Origin of the sequence: Winogradskyella sp. KYW1333, assembly GCF_003335675.1 — a bacterium.
In the GTDB taxonomy this organism is placed as follows: Bacteria; Bacteroidota; Bacteroidia; order Flavobacteriales; family Flavobacteriaceae; genus Winogradskyella.
Map to the genome: position 1 here is coordinate 105,199 of NZ_QPHL01000011.1, position 14,759 is coordinate 119,957.

At 32.0% G+C, this 14,759-nt stretch carries 13 protein-coding genes; 5 read left to right on the top strand and 8 right to left on the bottom strand.

Features of this window, described 5'->3' with window-relative positions; genetic code table 11:
• Positions 1-92: 92 nt before the first annotated feature.
• Both ftsH and rsfS read right to left on the bottom strand, forming a co-directional pair.
• Positions 93-2,036, bottom strand: coding sequence for an ATP-dependent zinc metalloprotease FtsH (gene ftsH, locus DUZ96_RS02290; protein ID WP_114300139.1), 1,944 nt, complete (start codon positions 2,034-2,036; stop codon positions 93-95).
• A 17-nt stretch (positions 2,037-2,053) separates the two neighbouring features.
• Positions 2,054-2,425, bottom strand: a complete 372-nt coding sequence (rsfS, locus tag DUZ96_RS02295; protein WP_114300141.1) for a ribosome silencing factor — start codon at positions 2,423-2,425, stop codon at positions 2,054-2,056.
• Positions 2,426-2,521: 96 nt separating this feature from the next.
• On the opposite strand from rsfS, the gene DUZ96_RS02300 reads away from it, so the two are divergent.
• Entirely contained in the window at positions 2,522-3,253 is a 732-nt protein-coding gene (locus DUZ96_RS02300; RefSeq protein ID WP_114300143.1) for a biotin--[acetyl-CoA-carboxylase] ligase, read from the top strand.
• On the opposite strand, the gene DUZ96_RS02305 is transcribed toward DUZ96_RS02300, so the two are convergent.
• Both DUZ96_RS02305 and pyrE read right to left on the bottom strand, forming a co-directional pair.
• A complete protein-coding gene (locus DUZ96_RS02305; RefSeq protein WP_114300144.1) occupies positions 3,250-3,645 on the bottom strand; it encodes an SRPBCC family protein in 396 nt (131 codons plus the stop codon). The genes DUZ96_RS02300 and DUZ96_RS02305 overlap by 4 nt on opposite strands.
• An 18-nt stretch (positions 3,646-3,663) precedes the next feature.
• Positions 3,664-4,308: an orotate phosphoribosyltransferase gene (gene pyrE / locus DUZ96_RS02310; RefSeq protein WP_114300146.1), complete on the bottom strand. Its 645-nt coding sequence runs from the start codon at positions 4,306-4,308 to the stop codon at positions 3,664-3,666.
• Positions 4,309-4,428: 120 nt separating this feature from the next.
• Here pyrE and DUZ96_RS02315 point away from each other — a divergent pair, with 120 nt between their 5' ends.
• Positions 4,429-5,010, top strand: a complete 582-nt coding sequence (locus DUZ96_RS02315) for an NUDIX hydrolase (protein ID WP_114300148.1) — start codon at positions 4,429-4,431, stop codon at positions 5,008-5,010.
• 12 nt (positions 5,011-5,022) lie between these two features.
• On the opposite strand, the gene DUZ96_RS02320 is transcribed toward DUZ96_RS02315, so the two are convergent.
• Positions 5,023-6,768, bottom strand: a complete 1,746-nt coding sequence (locus DUZ96_RS02320) for a M14 family metallopeptidase (protein WP_114300150.1) — start codon at positions 6,766-6,768, stop codon at positions 5,023-5,025.
• Positions 6,769-6,899: 131 nt separating this feature from the next.
• On the opposite strand from DUZ96_RS02320, the gene ctlX reads away from it, so the two are divergent.
• Positions 6,900-7,832, top strand: a complete 933-nt coding sequence (ctlX, locus tag DUZ96_RS02325; protein ID WP_114300152.1) for a citrulline utilization hydrolase CtlX — start codon at positions 6,900-6,902, stop codon at positions 7,830-7,832.
• Here the strand turns inward: ctlX and DUZ96_RS13225 are convergent.
• Both DUZ96_RS13225 and DUZ96_RS02340 read right to left on the bottom strand, forming a co-directional pair.
• Positions 7,829-8,026 carry a CpcT/CpeT family chromophore lyase gene (locus DUZ96_RS13225; protein ID WP_114300154.1) on the bottom strand — a complete coding sequence of 66 codons (198 nt, stop codon included), beginning with the start codon at positions 8,024-8,026 and terminating at the stop codon, positions 7,829-7,831. The two genes, ctlX and DUZ96_RS13225, sit on opposite strands and share 4 nt — an antisense overlap.
• Positions 8,027-8,494: 468 nt before the next feature.
• On the bottom strand, positions 8,495-10,546 hold the full coding sequence (locus DUZ96_RS02340; RefSeq protein ID WP_114300156.1) for a tetratricopeptide repeat-containing sensor histidine kinase: 2,052 nt from the start codon (positions 10,544-10,546) through the stop codon (positions 8,495-8,497).
• Positions 10,547-11,200: 654 nt separating this feature from the next.
• On the opposite strand from DUZ96_RS02340, the gene argS reads away from it, so the two are divergent.
• Entirely contained in the window at positions 11,201-12,976 is a 1,776-nt protein-coding gene (gene argS / locus DUZ96_RS02345) for an arginine--tRNA ligase (protein ID WP_114300157.1), read from the top strand.
• Between the two features lie 130 nt (positions 12,977-13,106).
• Entirely contained in the window at positions 13,107-14,390 is a 1,284-nt protein-coding gene (locus DUZ96_RS02350; RefSeq protein WP_258774292.1) for a carboxypeptidase-like regulatory domain-containing protein, read from the top strand.
• Here DUZ96_RS02350 and DUZ96_RS02355 read toward each other — a convergent pair.
• Positions 14,387-14,572: a hypothetical protein gene (locus tag DUZ96_RS02355; protein ID WP_114300159.1), complete on the bottom strand. Its 186-nt coding sequence runs from the start codon at positions 14,570-14,572 to the stop codon at positions 14,387-14,389. The genes DUZ96_RS02350 and DUZ96_RS02355 overlap by 4 nt on opposite strands.
• Between the last annotated feature and the right edge of the window lie 187 nt (positions 14,573-14,759).

Sequence of the window (14,759 nt, forward strand, 5' to 3'; positions counted from 1 at the left end):
TATTAATGCTGTAGTTAGTGTATTTATCAAATATAAAAAAACTTAAATTAACATTTAATCAATTTAAATTTTTTATATAATGTAATGAGTCTCTACTCTTCTTCCTCATTGAGTTTGTCCTCTTTATCATAAGGACGTTTTCCAAATATTTTCTCGAGATTATCTTTAAAGATCACCTCTTTATCAAGTAAAACTTCAGCAAGTTGAGTCAACTTATCTTTATTTGCATCTAAAAGCTCTACAGCTCTATCATATTGTTTTTCAATGATATCTGAAATTTCTTTATCAATTAATTCTGCGGTTTGTTCGCTATAAGGCTTTGTAAATCCATATTCTGATTGACCCGAAGAATCATAGTAAGTTAAGTTACCTACTTTATCACTTAATCCATAAATTGTCACCATGGCTCTTGCTTGTTTAGTGACCTTTTCTAAATCACTTAAAGCACCTGTAGATATTTTTCCAAAGATAACTTGTTCAGCAGCTCTGCCACCTAATGCTGCACACATCTCATCTAACATTTGTTCTGGTCTCACGATTAAGCGTTCTTCTGGTAAATACCATGCTGCTCCAAGTGATCGTCCTCTTGGTACAATTGTCACTTTAACTAGCGGTGCTGCATGTTCTAATATCCAACTCACAGTAGCATGTCCTGCTTCGTGGAAGGCAACAGCTCTTTTCTCTTCAGGTGTAATAATTTTGTTTTTCTTTTCTAGTCCACCGATAATTCTATCAACAGCATCTAGGAAGTCTTGTTTGTTCACAGTTTTGTTGCCCTTTCTTGCAGCAATAAGCGCAGCCTCATTACAAACATTAGCAATATCAGCACCAGAAAAACCTGGAGTCTGTTTAGCCAAGAAATCCACATCTAATGAATTATCTTTTTTTAGCGGCCTAAGGTGTACTTCGAAAATTTCTTTACGTTCTCTAACATCTGGAAGATCTACATAAATCTGCCGATCAAATCGTCCAGCTCTCATCAACGCACTGTCTAACACGTCAGCTCTATTGGTTGCTGCTAATACAATAACATTTGTATTTGTACCAAAACCATCCATTTCTGTTAAGAGCTGATTCAATGTGTTCTCCCTTTCATCATTAGAGCCCGAAAAATTACTTTTACCACGTGCTCTACCAATGGCATCAATTTCATCTATGAATATTATTGATGGTGATTTTTCTTTGGCTTGTTTAAATAGGTCTCTTACACGTGATGCACCAACACCCACAAACATTTCCACAAAATCCGATCCTGATAACGAGAAAAATGGTACTTGTGCCTCACCCGCTACAGCCTTTGCCAATAAGGTTTTACCAGTACCTGGAGGGCCTACTAAAAGAGCACCTTTTGGGATTTTGCCACCTAAGGCGGTATATTTTTCAGGAAACTTTAAAAAGTCTACAATCTCTTGTACTTCCTCCTTTGCACCTTCCAGACCAGCAACATCCTTAAATGAAGTTTTAGTATCCGTTTTTTCATCAAACAGTTTAGCTTTGGATTTACCAATATTAAATATTTGGCCACCAGCGCCTCCGCCACCACCAGATGACATTCTTCGCATTATAAAAATCCATACACCTATGATGAGAATAAATGGTAATAGAGTCAATAGAAAATCTCCCCAGACATTTTGTTCTGTTTCATATTTTACTTCAGTAATAAGATTATTGTCTTGTATACTTTGCCTTATATCCTTTTCAAAGTTTTGTAAATCACCGAATTCAAATTTATAATTAGGAACAGGTGAAACAGAAGGTAGGATTGATTTTGGTCTCGATTTTTTATGAACTTCTAATTGTTGTGCCTCTTTTGTCAAATAAACACGTGCTTCTCTTTTATTGACTATTTCAACCTTAGCAACATCACCCTTATCTAAATATTCCAGGAATTGAGCTGGCGTAGTTTGCATACCAGCTGAACTAGCGAAACCACCAGAAAATAGTTGTATTGATAAGAAAACAGCGATTATCACGCCATATACCCAATACGGGCTTACTTTTGGTTTCTTCTTTAAATTTTTATTATCCTTTGCCATTCGTAGCTTTTCTCTTTTTAATAACTCGTTTCAATTTGGGTAGTTTTAGCATCCCCCCAAAGACTTTCTATATCGTAATATTCACGTACTTGTTTTTGAAAAACATGTACAACCACATTTACATAATCCATTAATACCCATTCTGCATTGTCTTCTCCTTCGACATGCCATGGTTTATCTTTTAAGATTTTACTAACTTGTTTTTGGATGGAGTTAACTATTGCGTTAACCTGAGTGTTTGAAGTACCTTCACATACAATAAAATAATCGCAAACGGTATTTTCTATTTCTCGTAAATCTAAAATTGTGATCTCTTTACCTTTTACCTCCTCAATACCACTAATCATTGTTGTAATGAGTTGGTCTGCACTAGGTTTTTCTTTCGTCATTAATTTAATTTAAATTTATGCAAAGTTATTATTTTTTTAGTTCTTGTAAGTCGTATTTCACATAAGAAAACTATAAAATAAAACCCCTTTTAGGATATGTATGTAATCAAACTTGGTGCCATTGGCTCTACAAATGCCTATCTAAAGGAATTGACCTTAACGTCAATACCTCAAGATTATACGGTTGTTGTATCAGAGCATCAAACAAATGGAAGAGGTCAAATGGGGACAAAATGGGAGACTGAAGCTGGTAAAAACCTCACTGTTAGTGTCTTTAAGAAAATTTTGAAGCTTAATATACAGGAACAATTTTATATAAGTATGTGTGTTTCTTTGGCCATAACAGAAACCTTAGGAAAGTTTCAAATTAAACAATTACGTATAAAATGGCCTAACGACATTTTGTCAGCAAATAAGAAAATTTGTGGCATATTAATCGAGAATATAATTAAGAACAACAAAATGGTTGGTTCAATAATTGGTATTGGACTGAATGTAAACCAAAAATTTTTTAATGATTTAAGCCAAGCGTCATCGTTAAGTTTACTAACAGGAATTATATACAGTAAAGAAGAAATTTTGTCTGAAATATTAAAGCAAATACAATTTTACTTTGATTTGCTTGAATCAGGTAAAAAGTCGTTTATTAAAAATAAATATGAAAATCAGTTATTCAGAATCAATAAGCCATCTACATTCAAATTAAATAATGACGAAACACTTTCTGGAATTATTAAGGGAATAGATAATGTAGGTAAACTAATTATCTGGACTGAAGACGAAATTTTAAGAACCTTTGATCTAAAGGAAATTAAATTACTATATTAAATTGTGGTTTTCATCTTTGTCGCTAAAGTCTCTATGAATTTACTAATTGGGCCTTTAATCATCATTGCCATCATAGCGTTAAATTCTCCCTGAAAAGATAATTGAATCTCACTTTGGTTTTCAGAGATTTCTGAAATATGACTAGTCAACGAAAAATCTAATTTGCCACCTGCTGCCCCAAGCACAATCTTGCTGTGTGGTATTTCTTCTTTCTTTTTTAAAATAATTTCGGGCATTCCCTTTAAAGCGAATACAAATTTATCTTTTTCTAAAACTTCAAATTTACTAATGTTCTCTGGCATAAGGGATTCGAAGTTCTCAACTTGGGATAAAAAATTATACGCTTCTTTGGAAGTTTTATCTAATATTACTTTTGGTGATTCTAAATTCATAAATTGTCTTTTACTATATCAATTTGCGTTCCATTCGCTAGGATTTGCATTCCACTGCGCTAAAATGTCAAGTTGCTTTGCTGTAATATAATTAGTATCAAGTGCCTGTTCTAAAAGGGTTTCATAATTACCAAGGGTGTGCAACTCGACATTGGCTTTTTTAAAATTTACTTTTGCAATTTCAAATCCATAAGAAAAAATACCAACCATACCCTTAACAGTTATATCAGCTTCATGCAAAGCTTTTACAGCGTTTAAACTACTTTTTCCTGTACTAATTAAATCTTCAACTACAACTACATTCTGTTCTTTTTCAATATATCCCTCAATTTGATTTTGTCGACCATGTTTTTTTGCCTCTGGTCTAACATAAATGAAGGGAAGATTTAAATATTCAGCCACTAATACACCCATGCCTATCGCACCAGTTGCTACACCTGCAATTACGTCTGGTTTGCCATAAGATTCCTTTATATGTTTTGCCATTGTTTCCCTTACATAATTTCTAATTTGAGGGTAAGAAAGAACAATTCTATTATCACAATAAATCGGTGATTTCCAGCCAGAAGCCCATGTAAAAGGTTCATTCGGTTGTAATTTTATTGCATTGATTTGCAATAAAAATTCGGCTGTTTTTTTCGCTGTTTCCTTGTTAAAAATCATGACGTAAAATTAATCAAATTAAGACGTAATAAAATTTTAAACTTAAATAAATTATAATTTAAAGTTGAACGCTTAAAAAATTTTATTTTTACCATATCAAGTAATTAAAAGAATTTTTGTGTGTACACTGTTTATGTAAGTAATAAACCTATAATATTAACGACTAGGATTGAACCTGAAACTGATTTCAAGTCATTTCTTCTAAAGTCAGTTAATATAGGAAAGGTTATTAAAACTTTAAATTCTACAAATCTAAAGGGTGTTCATCTTATTCATAAAAACCCTGACAGATTATTATCTGGATTTTTGAAGTTACTTCCTAATGTTATTGCTGGTGGTGGCAAAGTGTACAATGCCAATAACGAAATCCTGTTTATTTATCGAAATAACAAATGGGATTTTCCTAAGGGCAAAATAGAAGGTAAGGAATCTATACAAGAAACTGCCATTAGGGAGGTAGAAGAGGAAACAGGTGTTAAAGGCTTAAAAATTGCTAAAGAACTGCCTACAACATATCATATTTTTAAACGTAATGGTAAGCATAAAATAAAAATTACTTATTGGTTTGAAATGAAGACTAATTTTAATGGTAAACTATTTCCGCAAGAAAAGGAGGGTATAACTAAGGTAAAATGGCTTAATGATCAAGATTCTCAAAAAGCATTAAAAAATAGTTATGCTAACATAAAAATATTAGTTTAATATTGGTTGATTTTAATTTTTTAATACTCGATATATAGGATATTGCATGTGGGCTTTCTCATAATTACCACTCTGTTTATGTATCCAATCTAACTGTGCATACCAGTTATCTGCAAATTCTTTGTCAAATGTTTTTCTGAGGTTAAAACCAATCTGCAGTTTTGGATTTGCTCTTAAGACTAAATTTGCTCTGTCCTCCCATACATAAGGAGAAAATCCTTCTTTTTGCTGTAATATTGTATCAAAAAAATTCCAATTAAAGAAAGAATCCACAGCTTCAGGTTCTAAAGTTTCTAGAAGATATCTAATTGAAGTTTGATCAGTGTAAATTAGATAATCACCCTTTCTGAATTTAATTTCCTCAATGAAAGACTTAACTTTTGTGGCGTAATGTGAATAGTGTCCTTCGTAAGGTGATTTTCGAGTTTTGTAGTCATCAATTTTGTAAGATTCTACTTTTATTATTGTATCCTTTTCTAATTGTGATAATACCACATCATTTAATTTAACAAGGCCAATTACATTATGCCAACCTTGTGGAATTATGTAAGCTTTGGGTATTTCAATTTCTGAAGTTGATTTAAAGTAATTACGATATGTAACAGGCTTTTCAAATGGTTTTGTTCTGTCGTATTTTAATCTTTGCTTTCCAGTTAAATCGCTGCGAATCATAAAACCTTCAAAACCTTTAAAATTTAAAGTTGAAGACTTTGTAGTATCAATACTCCAGGTTAAAGGGTAGGTCCTACCAGCGGACCAAGTTTTTGATTGTTTATTTCTTAGTGCTTTGATTTGATCACCTTCTTCCTCAATAATTTCAATCATGCTTACCATAAGTTCGTAAGTACCTTCAACCCTTTTTTGATATGGTTTTAGCATGTGGGTTTCAACCATCATACCGAGTGTATTAAATAGTGTCGTATAGCCAGTGGAGTAACGCGGTGAATCCATAAATTGAGTAAAACCAGAATCTGGTGTTCTGTTAAATACATTGACATAAGGTGTAACATCCCAAGTTTTTTCTTTCAATTTTTCTTCCAGATTAGGTATCATTCTACCATTGATATAATTCCCCAAAACACCACCCATTTTATTGTGTTGTGTAAAAAGATGTGTAAGTGTGTATTGATAATCAGCACCATTACTAACATGATTGTCAATAAAAACATCTGGTTTGACCAAATGAAATATCTGAGCAAATGTGCGAGCATTTTTACTGTCGGATTTTATAAAATCTCTATTTAAATCATAGTTACGAGCATTTCCTCTAAAGCCATATTCTTGAGGTCCATTTTGGTTTGTACGCGTTCCGGAATTTCGGTTAAGACTGCCTCCAACATTATAGATTGGGATTGTTACTAAAATAGTTTTTTCTGGTTTATCAATTTTATTTTGAACGATATCTCTGAAGAGCATCATCGTAGCATCAATACCATCTGACTCACCAGGATGAATTCCATTGTTTATTAATAAAATTCTATTTGTATCTCTTAACTTGTTAAAATCATCTCCAGTACCTTTAGTGTTTAGTGTAACAAGGTGTAACGGTTTTCCCGAATCCGTTTCTCCAATAGGTTTAATAGTTATTTGATTATAGGATTCTGCCAAGTCAGAATAGAATTGAATTGTCTGATCGTAAGTAGCAGTTTCAATCCCCTTACTTTCTTCAAATATTGTAGTAAAAGATTGTGATTTATCATTATTGGAATCTCTCGAACAAGACACTATAATTAGACATAGAAATAGAAGTTTTTTCATATTCATAAAAATGATGAAAGGTTAAACGTTTCAATATCAAACATAAAGATTTTAATGCACAAAAACTCATTTGAAACTAATTTTCAAATAATAAAAAAGAGTAATTTTATACCAATTTCAAAAAACTAAAAATGCAACAGACAACAGAGACAATTTTGATGGTTCGTCCAGTAAATTTTAGAAAGAATGAACAAACTGCTGTAAACAATTATTTTCAGGAGGATATGTCATTAAAGAATACTGAAATTAATACAAAAGCTCAAGAGGAATTTGATGGGTTTGTAAAAAAATTGAGAGCGGTAGGTATTAATGTTATCGTTGTAAGTGATGATGTGTTAATGGATACACCAGATTCAATATTTCCTAATAATTGGGTTAGTTTTCATAGTAATGGTGATGTTGCAATTTATCCTATGTTTGCGGAAAACAGAAGACTCGAGAGAAGAGATGAAATTTTCATGAAATTAGAAGAAGCAGGTTTTAGAATTGAAAATATTGTTGATTATACTTCAGCTGAGGAAGAAGGTATTTTTTTAGAGGGTACTGGAAGTATTTTAATGGATAGAGTTAATCAAAAAGCATATTGTGCATTATCTCCGAGAGCAGATGAAGAATTATTTATAGAGTTTTGTGAAGATTTTGAATATTTCCCAGTGATTTTTAATGCCTATCAAACGGTTAATGGAGAGCGTTTACCCATCTATCATACAAATGTTGTGATGTGCTTGGCCGAAAACTTTACTGTAATTTGTTTAAACTCTATTGATGATAAAAAGGAGAGAAAAAATGTTATTAAACATTTAAAGCAAACTAATAAGGAGATAATTTCTATAACGGAAGAACAGATGCATCTGTTTGCTGGTAATATGCTCCAGTTAAGAGGCGAAAATGATCAGCGTTATTTAGTAATGAGCGGTACAGCACATAAAAGTCTGTCTAAAGATCAAATTAAAAAAATTGAAAAATACTGCCCAATTATATCAAGTTCCTTAGATACTATCGAAACTTGTGGAGGTGGCAGTGCAAGATGTATGATGGCTGAGGTGTTTTTACCTAAACACTAGTCTAATTTGTTAAAAATGTAACCATCTTTTTCTGCTCCATATACGCTGTTACCTTCAGCATTAAGACCACGATCCCACAAAATAATTTTTTCCTCTAATATTTCTACTTCACTATGTGCATAGGACGCACCTCTTAATGAACTGGTCCGAGACTTGTCTCTTGTTTTGCCATTAAAAATAATTTGGTCCCAGATGTTTTAAAATAACTTCACATCCACTTTTTAGCGAAATATCATTAATTGAAATATAACTAAAAGCTTTTGGGTTCTTCCATTTGCTTATTTAATGTGAGTCTGCATTTAAAGTATATACTTCAGAACTAAATGTACTATCATTAACTCTTTTTACCTCATAAATTCTTTGGCGATATGGTTTGTTCTGTATACTCCTTAAAGCTTACTCAACATATCAGAAATCACCTTTATCTTCCCAGATAGGATACATGTGCAATGATATATTTAAATATGTAGAGTCCAATTGAGATTGAATTTCAGAGTTAAATAACCCTTGCATCATCATGGACAATTCCGATAAAGCTTTGTCTACTTTCGGTTTTTCCGGAGGTTTGTTTTTGCAACTAAAAACAAAATCAATAAAAAAATAATATTAGGCAATAGATTGTCTTTTATAATTTGAAGTTAATTTCCTGAATCTATTAAAAGTTATGTGCTAGGAGCTTGTTTTGACAGTTCAATGAAGAATTTACTACCAACATTTAGTGTGCTTTCTACCCAAATTCTACCATTATTCAATTCTACCAAGTCTTTAGCAATTGTAAGTCCTAGACCAGTACCTTTTTCGTTTTTGGTACCTATAGTTGTGAAGTTTTTATTAGCCTTAAAAAGTTTGTCTAAATTTTCTCTAGAGATTCCAACACCTGTGTCTTCAACACAGATGAGAGCTTTGCCATTAACATCCTGGTTTGAAACTGTAATTATATCACCTGTTCTACTAAATTTAACGGCATTGGTAATTAAATTTTGAATAACAATTTCAATCATACTTCTATCGGCATAAACAAAATCTCTTTGAGATTCATCAATAAGTACAATGCGTTTGTCCTCTAATTTTTGTTCTACTAAGGCAATTTTATTTTGGAATACCTCTTGAATATTGAAGTGTTCTTGTTTTGGTTCTAAATTTTGTAGTTGTGATTTAGACCAATTAAGCAGATTAAAAAGAAGTGCTGAAGCATTATTCGCATTCTCGCTTAACTCAGGTATAAGATCGTTAAACTCTTCTTTTGAAATACTATCTTCCTTCAATAAATCTAAAAATGCTTTAATTGAAGAAATGGAATCTTTTAAATCGTGGGATACAATTGAGAATAACTTATCCTTAACTTGATTTACTTCTTCTAGATGATGCGTTTGGTCTAGAATTGCATCATTTCTAATTTTCTCAAGTTCTAATTCTTCTTTTTGTTTATTTACTTTTTTCTTATAGCTAGATAATTCTACAAGGCTGTAGATTAATAGTCCAGAGAGTATTAATAAAGCAAGAATTCCTCCATATAAATATAGAGGATTCTTGCTAAACCAATTGTCTTTACCATCATTAGGTTGGATGGTATTTTTGCTATCAACAAAAGGATCATTGTCTTCAATATCTAAAAATTCTAATTCTGTAGGGTAAACGGGTTGTTCTTCTTTAGATAGTTCGTCTTTTAAATCGTAATATTTATTCTGCCAAAAAAATGCATTCTGGAAATAACCTCGTGTAGAATCTAATGCAATATGCAGTTTGTAATTCTCTAAAAGTTCTGTTTTATTGTCTATTTTTTGGGCTATAGTATAGGCCTCGTTGAGTTGTAATTCTGCTAGTTTTACTTTTCTACGTTGTAAGTTTAAATTTCCAATAGCATTGAGAGTCCTAAGTAACCCTTCTTCATTACCTTGTTTACGATTGTATTGTAGACCTTTTACAAGTAAAGATGAAGCCTTGTCATATTCTTTAAACTTTAAATACTCGCTACCTAGTTTGGGCAATATTTCTCCTCTTAATTCTTGATCAGAATCAGGGAGAATCAGATCCAGAACCTTCTCGTAATATTCTATGGCTTTGCGATGTTCTTTCCTAAGTGAATATAAATCTGCTATATTTTTAGTTGAACTTTTAATACCATCAAAATCATCAATCTGCTTTCTAACCGCTAGAGCTTTAAAATTAAAATCTATTGCCTTGTCGATTTGATTGGTTTTAAAATAAGCTTTGGCTAAATTATTGTATGCGGAACTTAATTCACCCTTAAGACCCTTTTCCTCAAATATGTCAATTGCTGAAAGCGAATTTCTAAGTCCAACTGCATAGTTACCTCTTTTTATTTCTATTAGTCCAATGCTGTTACTTACTTTGGCAACTCCTAAAGAGTCTTTTATTCGTAAAAAGTACTGACGTGATTTGTTATAATTGTCAATAGCATTGAAATAGTCATTTCTTTGAGTGTAAATTAGTGCTCTGTAATAATTGCTCTCAGCTAGTCCTTTTAGATAATTTAAGTCTTCAGATAATTTCGAGGTTTGGTTGACATAGAGCATCGCTTTTTTATAATCTTCAATGTCATATAATTCATTTATGAGTTCAATTGACAAATCGACCTTAGTAGAATCTTGGTCTTGAAATGCCAACTGTACGGTAAGATTATCTATTCTCTCATTTTGGGCAAAACCTGAAAATGAGACAACAAATAACAACAATGTCAGTATCCACCTCATGCTGGGGAGATGTTACAGAGTATTGTGTTGTTTTGGGTAGAAAAACTTTTATACAGATATACAAAATGTAAGTTCACGCAAAACAAAAACAACCTAGTTAATGTTTGTTCCTTAAGCCTCATCAAAGTTTGGGACGTTTGTTAATAGCCTATCAAAAATGCAGCAATGCTGTCAAAATCACTAATTATCGGGATTTAATACCAATAAATCAGATAAAAGGGCAGATGAAAATCACTAAAAAAAAGCTAAATCGACCAACGGTAAAAAACATAGAAAAACTACCATTTTATCGATGAAATGCACGTTTCTTTTAATCATCTATATTACAGTAAGTTAGGTCTTTGATCATTGCAAGTTACATATGTTTATTGTGATAAATAAACTTAAATAAAGAATCAATTTTTAGACTAATTCTTGTCAAAATTTCATGTGGCTTTCATCATTGACTAGAATTGCAAAATCCTACCTAGCCTAAACTTTGTTCTCTTAATTCAAAAAAGACAGAACTCGTATGCTTTTAATTAGAAGTTTTTGTCTTTTATGACACAGATTGACTTTAAGCATTAGTGTTGGCAATTTATACATTGCTTCTAATATTAAAACAATTAATCTGCTATCTTTGCAGGCGTTTAGAAACACAATATTAAACTTAAAATGAATCTTCAGGAAACTTTAGAAATACAAGTTAAAGAAGCAGTACAAAAATTGTTTCAAGCTGAACTGCCATCAGTTGAATTTCAATCAACACGCAAGGAGTTTGCTGGTGATATTACCGTAGTAGTTTTTCCAATGCTTCGCGTAGTAAAAGGCAATCCTGTTGTAATAGGTGAGCAAATTGGAAAATATTTGAAATCTAATTTAGATTTGGTTAAAGACTTTAATGTTGTCAAAGGATTTCTGAATGTTGAAATTGATGACTCGTACTATTTAGATTTCTTAAATGCTATAAAGGATAAGGGTAATTATGGTTTTGTGGATAGATTAGATGAAGGAGCTGTAATGGTAGAATATTCTTCACCAAATACAAACAAGCCATTACACTTAGGTCATGTTAGAAATGTATTATTGGGATATAGTGTCTCTGAAATATTGAAGGCATCTGGTATAAAAGTTTATAAAACTCAGATTATTAACGATAGAGGAATACATATTTGTAAAAGTATGTTGGCCTGGCAACGTTTTGGTAAGGGTGAAACACCTCAGACTACTGGATTAAAAGGAGATAAACTCGTTGGAAATTATTACGTAGAATTTGATAAAGCTTTTAAAGCAGAGGTTTCTGAATTGGTAAATGAAGGACAATCAGAAGATGATGCTAAAAAGAATGCTCCAATTTTGTTGGAGGCACAGGAAATGTTGCGTAAATGGGAAGCTGGAGATGAAGAGGTAGTGGAATTATGGAAAACTATGAACCAATGGGTATATGATGGTTTTGAAGCAACCTATAAAGCCATTGGAGTAGATTTTGACGCTTATTATTATGAAAGTGACACATATCTGTTAGGCAAGGAGTTTATCGCCGAAGGATTAAAAACAGGCGTTTTTTTTAAGAAGGAGGATGGTTCTGTTTGGTGCGATTTAACCGAAGATGGATTAGACGAAAAAATAGTTTTAAGAAGTGATGGTACAGCGGTCTATATGACACAAGATATAGGTACTGCGATTCAGCGATTAAAGGATTACCCAGATGTTAGAGGTATGGTTTATACCGTAGGTAATGAGCAAGACTATCATTTTAAAGTATTGTTTTTAATCCTAAAGAAGCTTGGTTTTGAATGGGCAAAGAATTTATATCATTTAAGTTATGGTATGGTAGATTTACCAAGTGGTAAAATGAAGAGTAGGGAAGGTACTGTAGTTGATGCTGATGATTTAATACAGGAAATGGCGGATACTTCTGAAGAGATTTCTAAAGAACTTGGGAAGCTTGATGATTATAATGAAGATGAAAAGAAAGCTCTATACAAAACTATAGGACTTGGTGCATTAAAATATTTCATTTTAAAAGTGGATCCTAAGAAAAGAATCTTGTTTGACCCTAAAGAATCTATAGATTTTCAAGGGAATACAGGACCTTTTATTCAATATACATATGCAAGAATCCAATCTATACTAAGAAAATCAAAGAACTCTGAAAATACAGAGGTATTGGATATTTCGCTTCATGAAAAGGAGAAACAGTTGTTAAAACAATTGGAGTTGTTCCCAGAAGTGATACAAAATGCAGCGATACAACATAGTCCTGCATTAATTGCAAACTACACATACGACTTGGTTAAAGATTTCAATTCCTTCTATCAAAATGTTTCAATCTTGGGAGCTGATTCAGATAAGGAAAAAACATTTAGAGTAGCTTTATCCAGAACTGTTGGTCAAACTATAAAAAATGCTTTTAGTATTCTGGGAATAGATGTTCCTGAACGCATGTAATTCTTTAATAACAAGTGGTGCAATGCATATTTTAACCATTTTTTGGATAGAAAAATGCAACGATTTTCGTAACTTTACTAATGGCATTTTATAAAAATCCATAGTATTGTTTAATCTAAAAAATGCAGTTATGGAACGGTTAATTTTTATGAATAAATTGAGATTTATATATCTTGGTTTGATGTTTATTTTACAATCACCAAGCTTTGCTCAAAACACATATTTCGAATATAAAGGAAAAGTAGTTGACGCTATAAATAACAGGGCTTTAGAATATGTTAGTCTAAATGTGTTGGAGACTAATATAAGCACTGTAACAAATTCTGAAGGAGAATTTTTACTAAAGGTCCCACAGGCTTATAAGGATTCTAAAATTGTTGTTGCCTTATTAGGGTACACTAAAAAGGTAATTAATCTTGCCGATTTATCAGAGAACACATCTGTAATTAAATTGGAAGAGGCGTACACAGAACTTAAGGAAGTTAATGTTTCAGCTTTTAAAGATGCTGATAAATTAGTTAGAAAGGTATTTACGGAAAAAAGTAAGACCATTCAAAATCAGTCAGTGTACATGACAGCTTTTTATAGGGAAACTATAAAACGTAGAAATAGAAATGTTTCTTTAACTGAGGCCGTAGTTAATATTCTAAAACAACCTTATACTTCGGCAAATAGAGATGCCGTAAAATTAGGTAAAGCTAGAAAAAGTACAGATTATAAACGATTAGATACGGTGTCCTTAAAATTACAAGGTGGTCCGTTTTCAACATTATATTTGGATATTATGAAATATCCTGAATATATTTTTACTGAGGAAAGTTTTGATACCTATAGATTTTCTTTTGATGCTCCTACCACTGTGAATAATAGAAATGTTTATGTGGTTGATTTTAAGCCTAAAAACAAGACCTTGGATTTAAGCTATTTCGGTAAGTTATATATTGATGTAGAAACTCTGGCATTGGTAAGTGCTAGTTATTTGTTGGATGTTAGTAACAAAGGCAAATCAAGAAACCTATTGGTTAAGAGAAAACCAAGAGATATTGTTGTTTATCCATTAGAAGCTAAATACAAGGTTGATTACAAACAAAATCGAGGTAAATGGTATTACAGTTACTCTAACCTGAGCTTAAAATTTAAGGTCAATAAAAAACGGGAAATCTTTAATAAAGTCTATACACTTTCTAGTGAAATGGCTGTAACGGATTGGGAATTAAATGCTGATGACATTAAAATAAAAAACAAGGACAAATTACGTCCTACTGTAATTATTACTGATGCCATTTCAGGATTTTCAGACCCTGATTTCTGGGGAGAGTACAATCTTATTGAACCAGATAAATCAATAGAATCTGCAATTGAAAAGATAAGAAAGAACATTAAGAAAGAACAAGAGAAAAATAGTCTTCCTTAGTTGTATTTTCCCTTACCAGTTATAGCTTGCATAATATGGACCAAATGATGGTCGCTATGCCATGCATAGACTCCTATGGTTTCTTTTATGGTATAAATTTTACCGTATTCTGGATGGACAAATTCTCTTTTTAATTCTTCATCATTTAAACCTTTAAGAAGTATACCTAATTTTTGATGCACGCCTTTGAGTATTGAAATTGAATAATCTAAAGGTTCATCATAATCAGATAATTTGGCTAAACCTTTCCTCGAAATATGGTCATATTGTAAGTCTATGTTCAGTTAGTGGGAGTTTAAACCGTGTGATACTATTAATGTGGCTGTCTGCACGATGGTGAACCACTTGTTTAATAGTCCATTCTTCTGA

Excerpts from the sequence above, each read along its gene's own strand:
- DUZ96_RS02320 (WP_114300150.1), bottom strand. The coding sequence starts at position 6,768 with ATGAAAAAACTTCTATTTCTATGTCTAATTATAGTGTCTTGTTCGAGA.
- DUZ96_RS02305 (WP_114300144.1), bottom strand. The coding sequence starts at position 3,645 with ATGAATTTAGAATCACCAAAAGTAATATTAGATAAAACTTCCAAAGAA.
- pyrE (WP_114300146.1), bottom strand. The coding sequence starts at position 4,308 with ATGATTTTTAACAAGGAAACAGCGAAAAAAACAGCCGAATTTTTATTG.
- ftsH (WP_114300139.1), bottom strand. The coding sequence starts at position 2,036 with ATGGCAAAGGATAATAAAAATTTAAAGAAGAAACCAAAAGTAAGCCCG.
- argS (WP_114300157.1), top strand. The coding sequence starts at position 11,201 with ATGAATCTTCAGGAAACTTTAGAAATACAAGTTAAAGAAGCAGTACAA.
- rsfS (WP_114300141.1), bottom strand. The coding sequence starts at position 2,425 with ATGACGAAAGAAAAACCTAGTGCAGACCAACTCATTACAACAATGATT.
- DUZ96_RS02340 (WP_114300156.1), bottom strand. The coding sequence starts at position 10,546 with ATGAGGTGGATACTGACATTGTTGTTATTTGTTGTCTCATTTTCAGGT.
- ctlX (WP_114300152.1), top strand. The coding sequence starts at position 6,900 with ATGCAACAGACAACAGAGACAATTTTGATGGTTCGTCCAGTAAATTTT.
- DUZ96_RS02350 (WP_258774292.1), top strand. The coding sequence starts at position 13,107 with ATGGAACGGTTAATTTTTATGAATAAATTGAGATTTATATATCTTGGT.
- DUZ96_RS02300 (WP_114300143.1), top strand. The coding sequence starts at position 2,522 with ATGTATGTAATCAAACTTGGTGCCATTGGCTCTACAAATGCCTATCTA.